Source organism: Actinomadura sp. KC345 (assembly GCF_004348515.1).
Taxonomy (GTDB): Bacteria; Actinomycetota; Actinomycetes; order Streptosporangiales; family Streptosporangiaceae; genus Spirillospora.
In genome coordinates this window covers 1-19,486 of sequence record NZ_SMKH01000137.1, presented here as the reverse complement: position 1 = coordinate 19,486, position 19,486 = coordinate 1, and the positions used below count along the sequence as shown (strand labels likewise).

Here is a 19,486-nt window from a genome sequence, read left to right as displayed (position 1 = left end):
CCCTGGGGGCCCGGGGCGGTGCCGACGCCCGCCTTCTCCGGCTCCGGATCCGGTCCGGGGCCGCCGCCCGCCGGGCCCGCGCGGCCCGCCGGGGATCCGCCGTTCCCGAACCGGTCGCGGAGGCGATGCCGGAACGCCAGCACCGGGAGGCCCAGCACGGCGGCGGTGACCAGGAACGGCAGGAGCCAGCCGACCACGGTGGCGAGGCCGCCGACGAACGTCGTGAAGGCGCCCCAGCCGTTCCGGAGCCCGTCGACGAACCCGCCGGGGCCGTCGTCCTCGGGCTTCTCGGCCCGCGCGGACTCGCCCTCCAGGGTCACGGTCACGGTCGCGAACCGGGTCCGGCTTTCGAGCGACTTCTGGCGGGCCTGCAGCGCCTCCAGGTCGGACTGCCGCTCGGAGATCTCCTCCTCCAGCCTGATGATCTCGTCGATGGAGCCGGCGCGCTCGAACAGCTTCCGGAAGGAGGTGAGCGTGGCCTCCGCGGAGCGGACCCGGGCCTCCACGTCGGCGACCTCGCCGGTGACGTCCTCCGCCTCCTGGCTGAGCGCGAGTTTGGTCCCGAGCTGCGTGCCGAGCTGGTCGAGCAGCGCGGTGTAGCGGTCGGAGGGGATCTTCAGGGCGATCTCGGAGCGGGGCGGCGCGGACCTGCTGGACTCCTTCTCGACGTAGCCTCCCGCCGCCGTGACCAACCGCTTGGCCTTGGCGGCGGAGGCGTCGACGTCGCCGGCCCTGACCCGGAGTTCCGCCGAGTGGACGACCTCGCGTTCGGCCACGGGCGCCTGCGGCCTCCGCTCGGCTCCCGGGTCCCCGCCCCCGGAGTCCTCGTCCCGGCCTTCCGCGCCCCGGTCGCCCGTGGAGGTGGCGCGGGCCCCCTGCTCACTCGCGGGTTCGGAGCTGCCGGAGTCGCCACCGCCCCCGCAGGCGGCCAGCATCCCGGCGAGCAGGAGGACGATGAACGCCCATGTCACATGCCTGACGCTTCTCACTATCCGCATGGAGTTCGGACGGTGTAATCCAGGCCACCGTTCCTCCGGGGGAATCGCGATCCGGGCACGAAGAGGGCACACCGGGGTCACGGTCCGATCCCGTGGCGGGCCGAGACCCCAGGCGATGCCCTCAGCCGTCGGTGAGGACGACCGGACCGCCGACGACACCCCTGCCGAGCGTCCACAGCGCGCCGGTGCCGGGGACGACGGCGAGCGCGGACGCGTTGAAGTCGAACTTTCCGGGCACCGCCGCCGTCGGGACCCTTTCCCATGTCCCGCCGCTGTAGCGGAGCAGACCGGGTTCGGCGGGCTCGTCGGTCAGGTGGCCGACCACCCACAGCGTCCCGTCCTCGCCCCGGACGATCTTCTTGAAGTCGTCGAAACCGGCCGGTGGCGTGACGCTCGTCCACGCGCTGCCGTCCCAGTGCATCAGAGCGGGTGTGTGCGGGGACGTGTAGCGGTCGACGCCGATCGCCCAGGCGTCCGCGGGGGACAGGGCGATCATGTCCGTGAACGCGACGTACGGCGTGGGCGGCTGCTGCATGGGGACGCTCCGCCAGGACCGCCCGTCCCAGTGCCGGGCCAGCAGGGCCGTTTCGGTCTGGGAAGCCGCGCCGAGGACCCAGATGTCGTCGTCCGCCCGGATGTACGAGGTGTGCCGGTACACGTCGGGGCCCGTGGCGAGGTGGGTCCAGCCGTTCCCCGTCCGCCGGTAGTAGTCGTTTCTGGTGGTGAGCCAGATCCCCGAGGCGTCGGCCCGCAGGTCGGCGCCGCCGTCCTGAGCGTTCTCCGGCAGCTCCACCTGGGTGAAGCCGGTGCCGGTGAAATGCGCCGCGTAGGGGGTGCGCAGTCCCGAGTCGTGGTGCTTGGTCCCGCTGATCCACACGTCCTCGGGGCCGACCGCGTCCACGTCGTCGATGGTGCCGTGGCTCGACAGGTTCTGGATGCCGTATTCGACCCAGGCGCCGTTCTGCCACCGGCGCACGACCGGGTTGCCCGGGATCGTGATGCCGTTGAAGGGGTCGGTGGGGATGAAAAGCGCCCCCTGGTCCCCGGCGATCCAGACGCTGTCGGGTGAGGCGGCGTCGATGTCGAGGAGGGAGTTGTTCGGCCAGAAGAACGGCAGGGGCACCGGCCTGAAGTCGCCCCGGGGCGCGGCGGAGGCGGGGGACGCGAGCCCGGCGGCCAGCAGGATCGACGTCGCGGCGGCCAGTGGAGCCTTCCATGGGTTCATATGTGCCAGTATTGACTGGTTCGGTTCCGAGATCTTGTCACTCCGGCAATGAATCCTGTGACCGACCCGGTGCGCGGTCTCCCGGGGTGTCTGGGAAGCTTGGGGCATGAAGAGGTCCCATGCCGTCGTCGTCGGGGGCGGCATCGCCGGACTCGCCGCCGCGCGCATGCTGGCCCGGGACGGCGTGCGGGTGACCGTCCTGGAGGGGTCCCCGCGGATCGGCGGCAAGCTCCGGGTCAGCGAGATCGCCGGGATCCCGGTGGACGAGGGCGCCGAGTCGATGCTCGCCCGCCGCCCCGAGGGACTCGACCTGGTCGGCGAGCTCGGGCGCCGCGGCGAGCTGGTCAACCCCGGCACCACGTCCTCGGGGATCTTCAGCCGCGGGGCGCTGCGCGCGATGCCGTCCGGGCAGGTCATGGGCGTCCCGTCCGATCTGCGGGCCCTCGCCGCGTCCCAGGTGCTGTCCCCGGCCGGGCTGGCGCGCGTCCCGCTCGACCTCGTGCTGCCCGAGACGCCGCGCGGCGCGGACGTGTCCGTCGCCGCCTACATCTCCGCCCGCGTCGGCCGCGAGGTCGTCGACCGCCTCGTGGAGCCGCTGCTCGGCGGCGTCTACGCGGGGCTCGCCGAACGGCTCTCGTTCGACTCCACGGTGCCCGCCGTCGCCGCCGCCGCGCGCTCCCACCGCTCGCTGCTGCACGCCGTCCGGGGCGTCCGGGACGCCGCGCCCAAGGACCCCGGCCCGGTGTTCGCCACGCTGCCGGACGGCCTCGGCTCCCTCCCGCTCCTGGTCGCGGACGACGTCACCGCCGCCGGGGGGACGGTCCGGACCCGCGCCACGGTCCGCGAGCTGCGCCGCCGCCCGGAGGGGTGGCGGCTGACCATCGGCCCCACCCGCGACCCCGAGTACCTCGACGCCGACGCGGTGCTCATCGCGGTGCCCGCCGCCCCCGCGGCCCGGCTCCTCAAGGAGGACGTCCCGGCCGCGGCGCGGGAGCTGGAGGGCATCGAGTACGCCAGCATGGCGATCGTCACGCTCGCCTACCGGGCCACCGCGTTCCCGCGCCTGCCGAAGGGCAGCGGCTACCTCGTCCCGGCCGTGGAGAGCGCGCCGGAGAACGGGGGGCGTGGGGTCAAGGCCGTCACGTTCAGCTCGGTAAAATGGCCCCATCTGCGTGACCGTGACCCCGACGTCATCGTGGTGCGCTGCTCCATCGGGCGCTTCGGCGAGGAGCACACGCTCCAGAGAACCGACGCGGAGCTGACCGCCACCGCGATGGCCGAGCTCGCCGCGACCTGCGGCGTCGCCGACCTGCCCGCCGAGACCAGGGTGAGCCGGTGGGGCGGCGGCCTCCCGCAGTACAACGTCGGCCACGCCGACCGCGTGGCCGGGGTTCGGTCGGCGGTCGCCGGGCAGCCGGGGCTCGCCGTCGCGGGCGCCGCCTACGACGGGCTGGGCGTCCCCGCCTGCATCGCCTCGGCGCGCGCGGCGGCCACCCGGATACTGGACCATGTGCGCAGCCGAGAAGGAGCAGACCATGACGCAGCCGGCGGGCAAGCCGAAAGCACGCGAACTCAATGACGTCATCCGCTACACGATGTGGTCGGTCTTCCGTGTGACCGAACCGGGCACGCTCGGCGAGCGGGAGGCGGCCGAGGTCCAGGAGCTCCTCGACCAGGCCGCCGAGAAGGACGTGACGACCCGCGGCGCCTACGACGTCGCCGGCCTGCGCGCCGACGCCGACTTCATGTTCTGGTGGCACGCGCCCACGTCCGACGACCTCCAGGAGGTCTACACCCGGTTCCGCCGCACCGCGCTGGGCCGCGCCAGCGAGCCGGTGTGGTCGCAGATGGCGCTGCACCGCCCGGCGGAGTTCAACAAGAGCCACATCCCGGCGTTCCTCGCCGACGAGGAGCCGCGCGCCTACGTGTGCGTCTACCCGTTCGTGCGGTCCTACGAGTGGTACCTGCTCCCGGACGAGGAGCGCCGCGCCATGCTCGCCGAGCACGGCAAGATGGCGCGCGGCTATCCCGACGTCCGGGCCAACACGGTCCCGGCGTTCGCGCTCGGCGACTACGAGTGGATGCTGGCGTTCGAGGCCGACGAGCTGCACCGCATCGTGGACCTGATGCGCCACCTGCGCGGGTCGAAGGCGCGGCTGCACACCCGCGAGGAGACGCCCTTCTACACCGGCCGCCGCAAGCCGGTCTCCGAACTCGTCGCCAACCTCGTCTAGGAGCGGTCCCCGTCCCGGGACACCCGGGCCGCTCCGGGACGGGCGGCGGCCGCCTACTCGGCGGGTTCGAGGGCGAGTGAGACCGAGTTGATGCAGTAGCGGTCGTCGGTGGGGGTCTTGTAGCCCTCCCCGTGGAACACGTGCCCCAGGTGCGAGTCGCACACGGCGCACCGCACCTCGGTACGCGTCATGCCGAGCGACCGGTCCTCGATCAGCGTGACCGCGTCGGAGTCCGACGGCTCGTAGAACGACGGCCAGCCGCAGTGGCTCTCGAACTTGGTCTCCGAACGGAACAGCTCCGTCCCGCAGGCACGGCACCGGTACACGCCGACCGTCTTGGTGTCGTTGTACTCGCCGATGAACGGCTTCTCGGTGCCCGCCTCCCGCAGCACGTGGAACTCCTCCGGGCTGAGCTCGGCCCGCCACTCTTCCTCGCTTTTGCGGATCTTCTCCATGCCTCCGAAGGTACCCGGTGGGGTCGTTCCGGTGGACTGTCGTGCCCGTGGGTTAACGTGCGGCTATGGCCTCGCCCTTCATCGAGATCCCGGTCGGGGATCGCCTCGTCAAGGTGACCAATCCCGACAAGGTCTACTTTCCCGAGCACGGCTACACCAAGCGGCAGCTGGTGGAGTACTACATCGCCGTGGGCGAGGGCATCGTCCGCGCCACCCGCGACCGCCCGACCACGCTGGAGCGCTGGCCCGCCGGCGTGTTCGAGGGCGCCCGGCTGGCCACCCGGGAGGACTACGCGCGCGGCCAGACGGGCGGAGGCGCCGGCAAGTCCGACGCGTTCTACCAGAAGCGCATCCCCAAGGGCGCGCCCGACTGGGTGCAGACCGCCCGGATCGCCTTCCCCAGCGGCCGGTCCGCCGACGAGGTCTGCCCCACCGAGCCCGCCGTGATCGCCTGGGCGGCCAACCTCGGCACGCTGACCTTCCACCCGTGGCCCGTCCGCAGGGGCGACGTGGATCACCCGGACGAGCTGCGCATCGACCTCGACCCGCAGCCGGGGACCGACTTCTCCGACGCCGTCCGGGTGGCGCTCGGACCGGCCCGCGACCTGCTGTCCGAGCTGGACCTCACCGGCCACGTCAAGACGTCCGGCAAGGGCGGGGTGCACATCTACGTGCGCATCGAGCCGCGCTGGACGTTCACCGAGGTCCGCCGCGCCGCCCTGGCCTTCGGCCGCGAGGTCGAGCGCCGCGCCCCCGCCGAGGTCACCACCAGGTGGTGGAAGGAGGAGCGCGGCGAGCAGATCTTCATCGACTACAACCAGAACGCCCGCGACCGGACGATCGCGTCGGCCTACAGCGTCCGCCCGGCGCCGCACGCCCCGGTCTCGGCGCCCGTGACGTGGGACGAACTGCCGGACGTCGACCCCCGCGACTTCACGATCGCCACGATGCCCGCCCGCTTCGCCGAACTCGGCGACCTGCACGCCTCCATCGACGACGCGTCGTTCTCCCTTGAGGGCCTCCTCGACCTGGCCGACCGCGACGAGCGCGAGCACGGCCTCGGCGACATGCCGTACCCGCCGAACTACCCCAAGATGCCCGGCGAGCCGAAGCGCGTCCAGCCCAGCAAGGACACCGACAACCACTGACGAGGAACGGCCCGCCGCCCCGTCGAGGGGACGGCGGGCCGTTCGGGGTCAGTGGAACTCGCGTTCCTGGACGGGGAGCGTGACGCCGGACGGGCCGCGCCAGGGGCTCTCGGGCCGCGGCGGGGCGACCATCGCGGACGGCTCGTCCGCCCCGATGACCACGGGGATGCGGACGGAACTGCCGCGCAGGTCCACCGTCACCTTGGCTCCGGTGGGCGTCTCGGTGTTGTAGTCGGAGTCCGTCCCGGCCAGGACCAGCGCGAGACGGTGCCCCTTCTTCAGCAGGTACTCCTGGCTGAGCGTCTCCCAGCGGACGTCGTAGTACCGTCCCGGCTTCAGCGGGGCCGGACGGCTCAGCGACCGGTGGTTCTGGGCGTCGAGCCACCCGCGGGCGACCACGTTCACCGGCGAGGTGGCCGTCGTGACCTCGGTCTCCTTGTAGCAGGCGTCGTCGGCGGGGGTGCTCTCGCCGTGGCAGGACTCGGTGTCGAGGGTGCGGATGCCCGCACCCGGGCCGAGGTGGTCCACGCGCTCGTCCTCGCCGTAGTCGACGAGCAGCGCGGTGACATTGGAGGTCGGCTCGTCCAGCTTGATCCTCAGCCGCGTCTCCGGCGTCCCGGACAGCCGTCCCGTCATCGGCAGCGGGCCCGAGACGAACGCGGCCCGGAACGGCTGCTCCGCCGTCGGGTCGCTGACCATCGCGCCCTCCGGGTAGCCGTCGCCGCGCGGCCCGGGTGCGTCGGTGAACGTGGCCGTCGAGCCCCTCGGGGCGGGCTTCAGGCCGAGCGTGCCGTCCTCGCCGGGCCGCAGGGTGATCGCGCGCGCGTCGCGGGACGGCCAGTCCGACTGGGTGATCCACTGGTCGGGGCCCGTCTCGATGTCGGCGCGCGGCTCCCGCAGGACACCGTTGCGGATCTTGTGCAGCTCGTGGTCGAACCACTTGTGCAGCGTGGCCACCCAGTGGTCCCGCCGGAAGTCGAACGGATCGACGTGGCCGCGCTGCGTCAGCCACACCTTGCGTTCCACGCCGTGCCGGGCCAGGGCCTTCCACCACTCGGCGAAGTGGTCGGCCTTCACGTTGAGGTCGTTGACGGCGTGCACCGCGAACACGCTCGCCCGGACGCGGGAGGCGCGGGCGATCGTCCCGTTCCGGTAGTCGGCGGTCTTCCAGTAGGCGTTGTAGTTGCCGGTCGCGTCGTCCTCTCCCTCGTCGAGACCGGCGTTGACGGCGGCGCACTTCTCCGGCGGGTCGGTGTCGACGTAGTCCGCGAGCCACGGCTGCTCGTCCGTCCAGTACTTCACGCCGTTCATGCGGCTGTAGTCGTACCAGCTGCTGATCGATGTGATGGGGACGATCGTCTCCAGCCCGCGGACGCCGGTCGCGGCGACGCCGTTGGCGAGCGTCCCGTCGTAGGACTTGCCGATCATGGCGGTGCGGCCGGTGGTCCAGGTCGCCTCCACCGGGCTGCCGTCCGCCCGGTACGCCTTGGCGCGCCCGTTCAGCCAGTCCACGACGGCCTTGCCGCCGAGGACGTCGGTCGGGCCGCCGCTGACCGGGCAGCCGTCGGAACGGGTCGTCCCCACCATGTCGGCGGCGAGGAACGCGTACCCGCGTGGAACGAAGTAGTTGTCGTAGAACAGCGGGAACTTCACCGGGTTCCCGTCGGCGTCGTAGGTCTTGCGCTCGCTCTCGTTGCCGCGTCCCGCGTTGTCGTAGTACGGGCTCTCGTCCATGATCACCGGCACCTTGAGGCCCTGCTCGGTCTCCTTGGGCCGGATGATGTCCACGTTGACGCGGTCGAGTTCGCCGTCGCGGTCGCTGTCCACGCTCGACTCGACGTACACGTGCTCGCGGATCGCGTCCTTGTAGGAGAAGACCGGCTGGGTCGCGCCGCCCTTCACCACGATCTTGGGGGACGCCTGCGCGACCGCCGCCGCGCCGCCGCCGCCGAAGGCGAGCGTGGCGCCGGTCAGCACGGCCACCGTCGTCGTCCGCCGGGTTCGTCTCAGGGATCTCCTGGCCAACCCGCACCTCCCGGAATCCAGAGAATGATCTCCCACGGAGGCACACGCTCCTCGCCCGGCGGCCACCGGTAAAGGGCGCCGCACGACGAACTCGGACCGGATTTGGTCAGCTCCTGCCCTTGCGTGGCCAGGCCGTCCTCACCCGGCGTCCTCCAGGGCCGAGAGGAGGGGCGGGAGGTCGTCGTCGTGGACGATCGTCAGGCGGCGGGTGGCCCGGGTCAGGGCCACGTAGAGGTCCTGGCCGCCCTTGGGGGACTCGGCGAGGATGCCGGACGGGTCGACGATGATCACGGAGTCGAATTCGAGGCCCTTGGCCTCCCCGGTGGTCAGGACGACGGCGGCGGAGTCGAGGGCCTCCGGGGTCGCGCCGGCGGCGGCGTCCGGGAGGGCGTCCAGGACGGCGGTCCGGCGGGCGGCGGAGGTGATGACGGCGAGGCGGCCCTCCTTGAAGGCGCCGCCGATGCCGTCGGGCGTTCCGCCTGTGATGAGTGACAGCTCGGATTCGATGAGGGCCGGCAGGGCGGTCACCGGCAGCGCACGTGCGGTCGGCGGCGGGCCGTCGTCGCGGACGGGTTCGGGCGGAGTCTGGTCGGGGGCGACGGCGGCGAGGACGTCGGCGGCGACCTTCATGATGGCGGCGGGGGTGCGGTAGTTGACCAGGAGGCGCTGCTCGCGCCAGCGGCCCGGGACGTAGCGGTCGAGCATCCGGCCCCAGGACGCGGCACCGGCCGCGTTGCCGGTCTGGGCGATGTCGCCGACGACGGTGAGGGAGCGGGTCGGGACGCGCCGCATCACGGTGCGCCAGGCCATCTCGGACAGCTCCTGGGCCTCGTCCACGATCACGTGCCCGTACGCCCATTCGCGGTCGGCGATGGCGCGCTGGGCGGTGGTGAGCGGCGGGCCGTCGTCGTGGTGGCGTTCCGCCAGCTCGCTCGCGGAGATCAGGTCGCTCGCGGCGATCAGGTCGGTGACGCCGGTCGTCTCCATGACCTCGCGGGCGTACTGCTCCTCCTGGGCGCGTGCGGCCCGGCCGGCTCGCCGGCGCGCCTTCTCGGCGGAGTCGTCCTTGCCCAGGAGTTCGGCGGCCTCGTCCAGGAGGGGGACGTCCGAGACCGTCCAGGGCGCGTTGGGCGGGCGGTGGAGGAGCGCGTATTCGAGGCCCGTCCGGGCGCCCGCCCGGGCCAGGGCCTCGGGGTCGGCGTAGAGGTCGGAAAGGAGCTGCTCGGGGGTCAGTTCGGGCCAGAGTTCGTTGATGGCGGTCTGGACGACCGGTTCCTGCCAGAGGGCTTCCTTGGCCAGGCGGAGGTCCGTCTCGTCCAGCAGGGGTTCGTCCTCGGCCTCGTCGATGAGTTCCTGGAGCCAGTCGGGGAGGCCGCCGTTCTTGGCCATCTCTTCCAGGGGCTCGTCCATGATGCGGTCGTACTGCTCGGCCCTGTTGATGGCGAGGGCTTCCAGAAGGTCGTGGACGAAGCGACGTCGCTGGACGTTGTGGGGGAGTTGCAGGGCGCGGGCACGCTCGCGTATCCGCGCGCACTTCTCGGCGTCCACGGCCAGCGTGAGACCTTCGGCTTCGATGCGCAGGCCGTCGGCAGGGACGCGCTGCCGGTCGTGGAGGGCCGCCTCCAACAGGTCCGCCATCCGGTGGTCGCCCTTGATGACGGCCACCTCGGGGGTGTCGGACTCCGTCGCCTTCAGCCCCGGGTACAGCTCACCGACCGTCGCCAGGGCGACATCGGTCTCGCCCAGGCCGGGGAGCACCTGCTCGATGTAGCGGAGGAACGTGGCGTTCGGGCCGACGACGAGCACTCCGCGCCGTTCCAGGACGTCCCGGTGCGTGTAGAGGAGGTACGCGGCCCGGTGCAGAGCGGCGACCGTCTTGCCGGTGCCCGGTCCGCCCTGGACGACGAGGACGCCCTGCAGCCCGGAGCGGATCACCCGGTCCTGCTCCTCCTGGATGGTGGCGACGACGTCGCTCATCCGGCCCGTCCGGCCGCGGCGGAGCGTGGCGAGAAGGGCGGCCTCGCCCACGATGCCGCCGCGCTCGGACTCGTCCAGTCCCTCCAGGTCGAAGACCTCGTCGTCCAGCCGGACGACCTCGCGGTCGCGCAGGTGCAGGTGGCGGCGGCGCGCGAGCGTGCCGGGGGCGCCCGGGGTGGCGGTGTAGAAGGGGCGGGCCGCGGCGGCGCGCCAGTCGATCAGGATCGGCTCGTGGTCCTCGTCGCGGAGGCCGACGCGGCCGATGTAGAACGTGTCGCCGGGGCCGTCGGCGTCCGCGCGGTGGTCGATGCGGCCGAAGCACAGGCCGTGCTCGACGCCGCCGAGAGCGGCCAGGCGCCGCGCCGCCTCGTCGGTGGCGACGGCGCTCTCCACCCGGGCCTGGAACGCGCTGCCGCCCCCTGCGGCCGGGCCCTCGCGCAACGCGGCCTCGGCCTTCTCCCGCTCGGCGTCGAGCCGTGCGTACACGCGGGTCACGTACTCCTGCTCGCCGCGTATCGCGGGCGAACCCGACTTTTCATCGCGATCCGGGTTGACAGTTTCCGCTTGACGGGTCCCCATGCCTGAGCTACACTCCTAGTCATAGGATGGAATTTCTGTGCGCAATTCGTAAGTCGCCACCCTACCATCCCTGACTCCCGCTGCGCGTGATCGGCCAACGCGCCTCCAGAAGATCATCAGTGTTGCGGCGGATGTCATCTCCGCGGTGTCTCCTGGTCACCGGCCGTGGCGAGGCTCTCCGGCAGTCCATGCCGGAACCTCCGAAAGGTCGCTTTTCCCATGGCCGACACCGCACGTCCGCTCAACCGGCGGACGCTCCTGATCGCCGGCGGACTCGCCACCGCCGCCGCCGTTACCCCCCGCACCGCCGCCCACGCGGCTCCCGGCGACGCACCCCGCCCGCTGCCCGCCGACCCGTTCACGCTCGGCGTCGCGTCCGGCGACCCCGACCACGACGGGTTCGTCCTCTGGACCAGGCTCGCCCTGAACCCCCTCGCCGAGGACGGCCTCGGCGGGATGCCGAACCGGACCGTCCCGGTGCGCTGGGAGGTCGCGTCCGACGAGCGCTTCCGCCGCATCGACCGGCGCGGCACCGCCGCGGCCCGCCCCGAGGCCGCCCACTCCGTCCACGTCGAGCTGAACGGCCTGCGCCCCGGCCGCGACTACTGGTACCGGTTCCGCGCGGGCGCCCACGTGTCCCCGGCCGGACGGGCGCGCACCGCGCCGCATCCGGCCACCTTCGGTCCCGCGCTCACGATGGCCTTCGCCTCGTGCTCCCAGTTCGAACACGGCTACTTCACGGCGTACCGGCGGCTGGCCGAGGAGCACCCCGACCTGATCCTGCACCTCGGCGACTACCAGTACGAGTACAAGAGGGGCGTCTACAACAGCCCGGGCGGCAACGTCCGCGACCACGACGGCCCCGAGACGGTCACCCTCGCCGGCTACCGGCAGCGGCACGCCCAGTACAAGTCCGACCGCGACCTGCAGGCCGCACACGAGGCGGCGCCGTGGCTCGTCGTGTTCGACGACCACGAGATCGAGAACAACTGGGCCGACGACAACCCCGAGGCCGGCTCCGAGACCCCCTCCTACGAGGAGTTCCGAACGCGGCGGGCCGCCGCGTTCCAGGCGTACTACGAGAACATGCCCCTCCGGCGCCGCTCGCTGCCGAAGGGCCCCGACATGCAGCTCTACCGGCGGATCCAGTGGGGGCGGCTCGCCGGCTTCCACATGCTCGACACCCGCCAGTTCCGCGACGACCAGGGCTGCGGCGACGGCTACAAGGACTGCCCGGAGGCCACCGACCCGAAGCGCTCCATCACCGGCGACGCGCAGGAGAAGTGGCTCCTCGACGGCTTCCGCCGCTCCCGTGCCCGCTGGGACATCCTGGGACAGCAGGTGTTCTTCGCCCAGCGCGACAACACCGAGGGCCCCGTCAAGAAGACGTCGATGGACGGCTGGGACGGCTACGTCGCGTCCCGCGACCGGATCACCAAGGGCTGGCTGGACGCCGGGGTCCGCAACCCCGTCGTGCTCACCGGCGACGTGCACGCCCACTGGGCGAGCGACCTGAAGGCCGACTACGACGACCCGGACTCCAGGACGGTCGGCTCCGAGCTGGTGTGCACGTCCGTCAGCAGCACCGGCGACGGCCAGGACTCCGACCCCGCCGACCACCCGTTCCTCAAGATCAACCCGCATCTGCGCTTCTACAACAACCAGCGCGGCTACGTGATCACGAAGATCGGCAAGGACGAGATGAGGGCCGACTTCAAGACCCTGCCCGGCGTCCGGACACCGGGCGGCGAGATCTCCACCAAGGCGACGTTCGTCATCGAGGACCGCACCCCCGGCGTCAACCAGACCTACCTGCGCCCCTTCGCCTCGACGAAGTCGGCGCGCTCCGACCAGGAGATCATCCGCCAGACCATCGAGAACGAGACCCAGCCCTGACGCGCCCACGGCCGGGACGCGCGGCGCGTCCCGGCCGCCGGGCGTCCCGCCGCCGGGACTCAGCGGTCGACGCGCGGGCTCGTCGCCTGGCCGCCGAGAATGTCGCCCAGGTCGTAGGCGACGGGAACCTCAAGCTGCTCGTAGGTGCACGACTCCGGCGTCCGGTCCGGGCGCCAGTTCCGGAAGCGGGCGGTGTGCCGGATCCGGGTGCCCTCCATCCCTTCGTAGGCCACCTCGACGACCAGGTCGGGACGCAGCGGAACCCAGCTGAGATCCTTCTTCCCGGTCCAGCGGGAGACGGCGCCCGGCATCCGGTCGACGGTCGCCTCGGTCTGGCTCGCCCACTCCGACCACGGATGCTCGCCGAGATCCTCCAGCCGGTACGGCCGCAGCTCCTCGACCAGCTCGGCGCGGCGCTTCATCGTGAAGGACGCCGCCACCCCGACATGCTGGAGGTTCCCCTCGGAGTTGTAGAGACCGAGCAGCAGCGACCCGACGATGGGGCCGGACTTGTGCCAGCGGAAGCCCGCCACCACGCAGTCGCAGGTGCGCTCGTGCTTGACCTTGAACAGCACCCGCTTGTCGGGCTCGTACACGGTGTCGCGCGGCTTGGCGATGACGCCGTCCAGCCCGGCGCCCTCGAACTCGTCGAACCACCGCAGCGCCAGGTCGTAGGAATCGGACACCGGCGTCACGTGGATCGGCGCCTTCACCCCCGCCAGCGTGTCGACGAGGCGCCGCCGCCGCTCGCCGAGCGGCACCTCCATCAGCGACTCGTCGCCGACCGCCAGCAGGTCGAACGCGATGAACGACGCCGGGGTCTCCTCCGACAGCAGCTTGATCCGCGACGCGGCCGGGTGGATGCGCTGCTGGAGGCCGTCGAAGTCGAGGCGCGTCCCCTTCGGCAGGACGATCTCGCCGTCCACCACGCACCGCTCGGGCAGCTCGCGCTTCACCGCCTCGACCAGCTCGGGGAAGTACCGGGTGAGCGGCTTCCTCCCGCGGCTGGACAGCTCCACCTCGTCGCCGTCGCGGAACACGATGCAGCGGAAGCCGTCCCATTTCGGCTCGTACAGCAGGTCGCCCTTGGGCATGGTCTTGACGGCCTTGGCCAGCATCGGCGGCAGCGGCGGGCTGATCGGCAGGTCCATCCCCCCATTTTGCGCCCCCGCACCGACAAAGGACATCCCGGGGCCGCACAACGGTCATTGGATAACCTGCAGGTCATGCGCCGTCTGCTGCCCGAACCCCCCGCCGATGGCATCGACCCGTACGACGCCTACGCGGACGCGCCGGGGCTGCGCCTCGGCATGGTGATGAGCGTCGACGGCTCCGTCACCGACGCCGAGGGCTGGACGGACGCTCTCGGCGGAGACGCCGACTTCCGCGTCTTCCGGACGCTGCGTGCACTCGCCGGCGCGATTCTCGTGGGGGCGGGCACAGTCCGCACGGGACGCCTCGGCCCCGCCCGCCTGCGAGCCGATCTGCGCGCGCGCCGCGGCGGCCCGCCCGCCCCCATCGTCGTGGTGAGCCGCTCCCTCGGCCTGGACTGGACGCTCCCGCTCTTCACCGAGGCCGAGACACCGACCATCGTCGTCACGTCCCGGAACGCCCGGAACAAGGTCCCGAGCCACATCCAGGTGGTCGAAGCGGGCCAGGACCACGTCGATCTGCCCGCGGCCATCAGGACACTCCGCGAAGACCTCGGCTACGGGCATCTCCTCTGCGAGGGCGGCCCCGCCCTCGCCTCCGCACTGATCCGGGCGTCCCTCGTGGACGAACTGTGCCTCAACATCGCCCCGACGCTCCTCGGCGGCCCCCGCCACACCCGTCTCCTGGACGGGCTGGACGCCGAGGTACCTCTCGACCCCGCGGCCCTGTACCTGGACGAGGGCGTCCTGTTCGTCCGTTACCTGCTGCGGGTGTAGCGCAGGAAGAGGAAGTTCTCGTCCTCCAGGGCATGGGCGAGCGTCAGTTCGGGAGGGACGGGCACGGGCGGCCCGTTCAGGATCCGCGTCGGGTGGCCGGCGAGCAGGAGCGGGCTGATCGTGAGGCACAGCTCGTCCAGCAGGCCGGCCGCCACGACCTGGGCGAGGACGCCCGGACCGCCCTCGCACAGGAGGCGCCTGTGGCCGCGGGCCTCCAGTTCCTTGACGGCGGCGGTGAAGTCGAGCGAGTCCCTCCCGGCGACGATCACGTCGGCGCGCTCCCGCGCGGCCTCCAGCCGCGCCGGATCGGAGGTCGCGGTCGTCAGCACGATCGTCGGGGACGCCGCCTCGGTGAAGATCGGCGCGTCGAAGTCCAGGTCGAGGGTGCGGGAGACGACCGCCAGCGGCGGGACGGGCGCCCGCCCGTCCCGGACGCCCTCCCAGCCCTCGCTCGGCCTGACCGGCCCGTAGCCCTCGGCGCGCACGGTGCCGGCGCCGACGACGACCACGTCGGCGAGCCCGCGCAGCAGCAGGAAGAGGTGCTGGTCGGCGGGGCATCCGAGGCCGCCGCTGCGCTCGTCGCGCTGCGCCGCCCCGTCGAGGCTGGCGACCATGTTGGCCCGCATCCAGGCCCTGTCCGGCGGATAGGCGTAGCGCTCGACGAGATCGACGTCGCCGGCCTCCGGAGAAAGGATCCGCATGGATCCCCAAGCTACTCGACCGTCTTCCCGCCGCGCGGACGAGGACAGGGCGCTCACCGATCCGCACGAATCCGCCATGGCGGGCGGACCGTACGGTCACACTGGGCCCGGTGACGGGAATTTCATGGAAGGAGCCGGGGGGTGGAGTTCGCCGCATTGGGCGCATGGGTGGTGGCCGCCGCGGGGGGCGCTCACCTCCTGGTCATCTGGCTGGCGAACGGGGGGCCGTCGGCGAAGGTGACGCGGTTCCCGACCCTGGTCGTGGCGGGGCATCCCCTCGCCGCGGTGGCCGGGCTCGCCGTCTGGATCGGCTACCTGGTCACCGCGCGCGCCGAGTACGCCTGGCTCGCCCGCGCCGCGCTGCTGGTCGTCACCCTCCAGGGGTTCATGCTGTTCACCCGCTGGCTCGTCGGACGCGGCGGCCGGCACGCCCGCGGCGCGGAGCAGGCCTTTCCCGCCGCCGCGGTGGCCGTCCACGGCGCGGTCGCCGTCACGACCTTCGTCCTGGTCTTCCTCAGCGCCGTCGACGTGACCCGCGCCTAGCCGTACGGCCGGCGGACCGCCGACCGATGGTGGACGAGCCGTCGACACCTGAAGAGGCTTCCGGCGCACCCGGGTTCCGGGGCACCATGCGTACACGAATCGAACGACGGGAGCCGGCATGGGAAAGATCATCAACTCCGCGTTCGCCGGAGTCGACGCGGCCTCGGGCGAGTAGCGGTGGCCACGAGCGGTGCGGACGCGGCCGCCCTTCTCCGGCGCGGCTTCGCGGGGCAGGTTCTGGTCCCCGGCGACGACGGCTACGACGAGCACCGGCGCGTCTGGAACGCGATGGTCGACCGCAGGCCCGCCCTCATCGCCCGTTGCGCCGGACGGGACGACGTCGCCGCCGCGATCCGCCTCGGACGCGCCCAGGGGCTGGAGATCGGGGTCCGCTGCGGCGGCCACAGCATCCTCGGCCTTCCGGTCGCCGACGGCTGCCTGATGATCGACCTGACGCCCATGGACGCCGTGACCGTCGATCCCGGAGGCCGCCGCGCGCGGGTCCAGGGCGGCGCGCTGCTCGGGGCCCTGGACCGCGCGACCCAGCCGTACGGCCTGGCCACCACGGCGGGGAACGTGTCCCACACCGGCGTGGGCGGGCTGACGCTCGGCGGCGGGATGGGGTGGCTGGCACGGGACTACGGCCTCTCGTGCGACAACGTCGCGTCCTTCGAGCTGGTGACCGCCGAGGGCGACGTCCTGCACGTCGACGCGGCGGAGCACGCCGACCTGTTCTGGGGGCTGCGCGGAGGGGGCGGCAACTTCGGCGTGGTGACCGGTTTCGAGTTCCGGCTGCATCAGGTCGGCACCCGGGCCCTCCTCGTGGACCTGTACTTCCCGCCCGGCGACGCGGCGGCCGTGCTGAGCGGGTGGCGCGATCTGATCGCCGACGCGCCTCGCCGCGCCACCCTCACCGCATGGGTCGGCACCGCGGGCGACTGGCCGCACCTGCCGCCGGAACTGCGCGGACGGCCGCTGGCCAGTGCCGGGTACGTCTGGGTGGGCGATCCGGACGAGGGACGCCGCCTGCTGCCGGCGCTGCGCGATCTGGGGGCGCCGGTGGCCGAACGCGTCGAGGAGCTGGCCTACCTCGACCTCCAGACGATGGACGACGACGCCGAAGGGCACCTGCATCGCAGGTACTGGAAAGGCCACTACTTCAACGAGTTCCCCGACGACGCCGTCCGCGCCTTCCTGACCCGCGGCGCCGCCGACGCGGAGGCGCCCTTCCTGCCGGCGGCCAGCCTGCAGGCGTACGGTGGCGCGATCGCGGACGTGGCCGACGCCGAGACGGCCTTCAGCCATCGCGGCACGCTCGTCGAGTTCGTCGCGGCGGCGCGCTGGTCGGACCCCGCCGAGGACGCGGAGCGCATCGCGGCCGCGCGCCGGTACGCGGCGACGCTGGAGCCCTTCGCCGCCGGGCTCTACGTCAACACCCTGACCGACGAGGGCCGGCAGGGCGTCCGCCGCGCGTACCCCGAGGAGAAGCTCGCCCGGCTGACGGCGCTGAAGGACCGGTACGACCCCGGCAACGTCTTCCGGCTCAACCAGAACATCCCGCCGACGCCGCGCGGCCGGGTGCGGCGCTAGGGGAGTCTGCGCAGGACGGTGAGGGCGCGGTCGGGAACCGTCACGGTGTCGCGGGCCTTGACGCGGGGGCGTTCGCCGGCCGTGCCGGGTTCGGCGGTGTCGAGGGTGAACTCCCAGCGTTCGCCGTACTCGCCGCCGGGCAGGGTGAACTCGACGGGGTCGGAGCCCGCGTTGACCAGGAGCAGGAACGAGTCGTCGCGGACGCGGCGTCCCCTCCGGTCGGGTTCGGTGATGGCGTCGCCGTTGAGGAAGACGCCGAGGGACTTGGCGAAGCCGACGTTCCAGTCCTGGTCGGTCATGCTCTCGCCGGCCGGGGTCAGCCACGCGATGTCGGCGGCGGCGCCGGTCCCGTTCCCGGTGAAGAAGCGGCGGCGGCGGAACACCGGGTGGTCACGGCGCAGCCGCGACAGGATCCGGACGAACTCCATGTCGTCGGAGTCCTCCCAGTGCACCCAGGCGATCTCGTCGTCCTGGCAGTAGGCGTTGTTGTTGCCCTTCTGGGTGCGTCCCAGCTCGTCGCCGTGGGAGAGCATCGGGACGCCCTGGGACAGGAACAGGGTCGCCAGGAAGTTGCGGCGCTGGCGGGCGCGCAGGTCCAGGACGGCGGGGTCGCGGGTGGGGCCCTCGGTGCCGCAGTTCCAGGACCGGTTGTCGTCGGTGCCGTCCCGGTTGTCCTCGCCGTTGGCGTCGTTGTGCTTGTGGTCGTAGGAGACCAGGTCCGTGAGCGTGAACCCGTCGTGGCACGTGACGAAGTTGATGGACGCGAAGGGGCGCCGCGCGCTGTGCTCGTACAGGTCGGACGAGCCGGTCAGGCGGGACGCGAACTCCGGCATCGTCGCGTAGGAGCCGCGCCAGAAGTCGCGGACGGTGTCGCGGTACTTGCCGTTCCACTCCGTCCACAGCGGCGGGAAGTTGCCGACCTGGTAGCCGCCCTCGCCGACGTCCCACGGCTCGGCGATCAGCTTCACCTGGGAGACGACCGGGTCCTGCTGGACGAGGTCGAAGAACGCCGCGAGCCGGTCGACGTCGTGGAGTTCGCGGGCCAGCGCGGAGGCGAGGTCGAAGCGGAACCCGTCGACGTGCATCTCCAGGATCCAGTAGCGCAGCGAGTCCATGATGAGCTGCAGCGCGTGCGGGTTCCGGACGTTGAGCGAGTTGCCGCAGCCGGTGTAGTCGAGGTGGTAGCGCTTGTCGTCGTCGCGGAGCCGGTAGTAGGAGGCGTTGTCGATGCCGCGGAACGACAGCGTCGGCCCGAGGTGGTCCCCTTCGGCGGTGTGGTTGTAGACGACGTCCAGGATGACCTCGATGCCCGCCTCGTGCAGCGCGCGGACCATCGCCTTGAACTCCAGGACCTGCTCCCCGGACTGCCCGGAGGAGCTGTAGGAGTTGTGCGGCGCGAAGAACCCGATCGTGTTGTAGCCCCAGTAGTTGTCGAGCCCCCGCGCCACCAGCGCGTGCTCGGGGATCGACTGGTGCACCGGCATGAGCTCCACGGCCGTCACGCCGAGGTCGAGCAGATGGTCGATCATCACCGGGTGCGCGAGTCCCGCGTAGGTGCCGCGCTGCTCCTCCGGGATGCCGGGGTGCAGCTTCGTCAGGCCCTTCACGTGGGCCTCGTAGATGACGCTCTCGTGGTACGGGACGCGCGGCGGCCGGTCGTCCGCCCAGTCGAAGAACGGGTTGATCACCACGTTCTTCGGCATGTGCGGGGCGCTGTCGTCCTGGTTCAGCGCGTCGGGGTCGTCGAACCGGTAGGAGAACAGCGACTCGTGCCAGCTGATCAGCTTCTCCGGCGTGGCGCCCTCGACCGCCTTGCCGTACGGGTCGAGCAGCAGCTTGGACGGGTTGCAGCGGTGCCCCTCGCGCGGGTCGAACGGCCCGTGCACCCGGTATCCGTACCGCTGCCCGGGGCCGATCCCAGGCAGGTAGCCGTGCCAGACGAACCCGTCCACCTCGGGCAGCTCCCGGCGCGTCTCGCGCCCGCCGGCGTCGAACAGGCACAGCTCGACCCGCCGGGCCACCTCCGAGAACAGCGCGAAGTTCGTGCCCGTGCCGTCCCAGGTGGCGCCCAGCGGATAGGGATCCCCGGGCCAAACCTCCCGCATGCTCCAACTCCTCGGCCGGTACGTCCTTGCCCAGTCGATTGTGACCTACCGTCCTCCAGCCCCCACCCAACCACCTTTCAAC

General features: G+C 72.1%; 15 protein-coding genes. 7 read left to right on the top strand and 8 right to left on the bottom strand.

Going from position 1 to position 19,486, the window contains the following annotated elements; genetic code table 11:
- Together E1281_RS22275 and E1281_RS22270 are read right to left on the bottom strand one after the other, a co-directional pair.
- The coding region (locus E1281_RS22275) for a DUF4349 domain-containing protein (RefSeq protein WP_165959046.1) at window positions 1-971 on the bottom strand (971 nt) is incomplete at its 3' end.
- Between the two features lie 148 nt (window positions 972-1,119).
- Window positions 1,120-2,223, bottom strand: a complete 1,104-nt coding sequence (locus tag E1281_RS22270) for a hypothetical protein (protein ID WP_131881216.1) — start codon at window positions 2,221-2,223, stop codon at window positions 1,120-1,122.
- Between the two features lie 106 nt (window positions 2,224-2,329).
- On the opposite strand from E1281_RS22270, the gene hemG reads away from it, so the two are divergent.
- Both hemG and hemQ read left to right on the top strand, forming a co-directional pair.
- Entirely contained in the window at window positions 2,330-3,802 is a 1,473-nt protein-coding gene (hemG, locus tag E1281_RS22265) for a protoporphyrinogen oxidase (RefSeq protein ID WP_131881214.1), read from the top strand.
- On the top strand, window positions 3,759-4,457 hold the full coding sequence (gene hemQ / locus E1281_RS22260; protein ID WP_207943424.1) for a hydrogen peroxide-dependent heme synthase: 699 nt from the start codon (window positions 3,759-3,761) through the stop codon (window positions 4,455-4,457). Before hemG ends, hemQ begins: the two co-directional genes overlap by 44 nt.
- 53 nt (window positions 4,458-4,510) lie before the next feature.
- On the opposite strand, the gene msrB is transcribed toward hemQ, so the two are convergent.
- The gene (msrB, locus tag E1281_RS22255) at window positions 4,511-4,912 is read right to left on the bottom strand and encodes a peptide-methionine (R)-S-oxide reductase MsrB (RefSeq protein WP_131881210.1); all 402 of its coding nucleotides are present in this window, start codon (window positions 4,910-4,912) and stop codon (window positions 4,511-4,513) included.
- Between the two features lie 65 nt (window positions 4,913-4,977).
- Between msrB and E1281_RS22250 the strand changes: the two genes are divergently transcribed.
- Window positions 4,978-6,060 (top strand): DNA polymerase domain-containing protein, encoded by a 1,083-nt coding sequence (locus tag E1281_RS22250; RefSeq protein ID WP_131881208.1) that lies wholly within the window; start codon window positions 4,978-4,980, stop codon window positions 6,058-6,060.
- Window positions 6,061-6,108: 48 nt separating this feature from the next.
- Here the strand turns inward: E1281_RS22250 and E1281_RS22245 are convergent, their stop codons facing one another.
- A complete protein-coding gene (locus tag E1281_RS22245; protein ID WP_279433640.1) occupies window positions 6,109-8,121 on the bottom strand; it encodes a Xaa-Pro dipeptidyl-peptidase in 2,013 nt (670 codons plus the stop codon).
- Window positions 8,122-8,223: 102 nt separating this feature from the next.
- Complete coding sequence (locus E1281_RS22240; RefSeq protein ID WP_131881204.1) at window positions 8,224-10,641, bottom strand: ATP-binding domain-containing protein; 2,418 nt, start codon at window positions 10,639-10,641, stop codon at window positions 8,224-8,226.
- Between the two features lie 219 nt (window positions 10,642-10,860).
- Between E1281_RS22240 and E1281_RS22235 the strand changes: the two genes are divergently transcribed.
- Window positions 10,861-12,537 carry an alkaline phosphatase D family protein gene (locus E1281_RS22235; protein WP_131881202.1) on the top strand — a complete coding sequence of 559 codons (1,677 nt, stop codon included), beginning with the start codon at window positions 10,861-10,863 and terminating at the stop codon, window positions 12,535-12,537.
- A 59-nt stretch (window positions 12,538-12,596) separates the two neighbouring features.
- Here E1281_RS22235 and E1281_RS22230 read toward each other — a convergent pair whose 3' ends face one another.
- The gene (locus E1281_RS22230; RefSeq protein ID WP_131881200.1) at window positions 12,597-13,688 is read right to left on the bottom strand and encodes an ATP-dependent DNA ligase; all 1,092 of its coding nucleotides are present in this window, start codon (window positions 13,686-13,688) and stop codon (window positions 12,597-12,599) included.
- A gap of 75 nt (window positions 13,689-13,763) precedes the next feature.
- Between E1281_RS22230 and E1281_RS22225 the strand changes: the two genes are divergently transcribed.
- Entirely contained in the window at window positions 13,764-14,465 is a 702-nt protein-coding gene (locus E1281_RS22225; RefSeq protein WP_131881198.1) for a dihydrofolate reductase family protein, read from the top strand.
- Here E1281_RS22225 and E1281_RS22220 read toward each other — a convergent pair.
- Window positions 14,447-15,166, bottom strand: coding sequence for a pyrimidine reductase family protein (locus E1281_RS22220; RefSeq protein WP_131881196.1), 720 nt, complete (start codon window positions 15,164-15,166; stop codon window positions 14,447-14,449). The two genes, E1281_RS22225 and E1281_RS22220, sit on opposite strands and share 19 nt — an antisense overlap.
- A 141-nt stretch (window positions 15,167-15,307) precedes the next feature.
- On the opposite strand from E1281_RS22220, the gene E1281_RS22215 reads away from it, so the two are divergent.
- Together E1281_RS22215 and E1281_RS22210 are read left to right on the top strand one after the other, a co-directional pair.
- A complete protein-coding gene (locus E1281_RS22215) occupies window positions 15,308-15,709 on the top strand; it encodes a hypothetical protein (protein ID WP_131881194.1) in 402 nt (133 codons plus the stop codon).
- 177 nt (window positions 15,710-15,886) lie between these two features.
- Window positions 15,887-17,299 carry an FAD-binding oxidoreductase gene (locus E1281_RS22210; RefSeq protein ID WP_207943423.1) on the top strand — a complete coding sequence of 471 codons (1,413 nt, stop codon included), beginning with the start codon at window positions 15,887-15,889 and terminating at the stop codon, window positions 17,297-17,299.
- Here the strand turns inward: E1281_RS22210 and glgX are convergent.
- Entirely contained in the window at window positions 17,296-19,404 is a 2,109-nt protein-coding gene (gene glgX / locus E1281_RS22205; protein ID WP_131881192.1) for a glycogen debranching protein GlgX, read from the bottom strand. The two genes, E1281_RS22210 and glgX, sit on opposite strands and share 4 nt — an antisense overlap.
- Window positions 19,405-19,486: the final 82 nt, after the last annotated feature.

Excerpts from the sequence above, each read along its gene's own strand:
- E1281_RS22270 (WP_131881216.1), bottom strand. The coding sequence starts at position 2,223 with ATGAACCCATGGAAGGCTCCACTGGCCGCCGCGACGTCGATCCTGCTG.
- hemG (WP_131881214.1), top strand. The coding sequence starts at position 2,330 with ATGAAGAGGTCCCATGCCGTCGTCGTCGGGGGCGGCATCGCCGGACTC.
- hemQ (WP_207943424.1), top strand. The coding sequence starts at position 3,759 with ATGACGCAGCCGGCGGGCAAGCCGAAAGCACGCGAACTCAATGACGTC.
- msrB (WP_131881210.1), bottom strand. The coding sequence starts at position 4,912 with ATGGAGAAGATCCGCAAAAGCGAGGAAGAGTGGCGGGCCGAGCTCAGC.
- E1281_RS22250 (WP_131881208.1), top strand. The coding sequence starts at position 4,978 with ATGGCCTCGCCCTTCATCGAGATCCCGGTCGGGGATCGCCTCGTCAAG.
- E1281_RS22240 (WP_131881204.1), bottom strand. The coding sequence starts at position 10,641 with ATGGGGACCCGTCAAGCGGAAACTGTCAACCCGGATCGCGATGAAAAG.
- E1281_RS22235 (WP_131881202.1), top strand. The coding sequence starts at position 10,861 with ATGGCCGACACCGCACGTCCGCTCAACCGGCGGACGCTCCTGATCGCC.
- E1281_RS22230 (WP_131881200.1), bottom strand. The coding sequence starts at position 13,688 with ATGGACCTGCCGATCAGCCCGCCGCTGCCGCCGATGCTGGCCAAGGCC.
- E1281_RS22225 (WP_131881198.1), top strand. The coding sequence starts at position 13,764 with ATGCGCCGTCTGCTGCCCGAACCCCCCGCCGATGGCATCGACCCGTAC.
- E1281_RS22220 (WP_131881196.1), bottom strand. The coding sequence starts at position 15,166 with ATGCGGATCCTTTCTCCGGAGGCCGGCGACGTCGATCTCGTCGAGCGC.
- glgX (WP_131881192.1), bottom strand. The coding sequence starts at position 19,404 with ATGCGGGAGGTTTGGCCCGGGGATCCCTATCCGCTGGGCGCCACCTGG.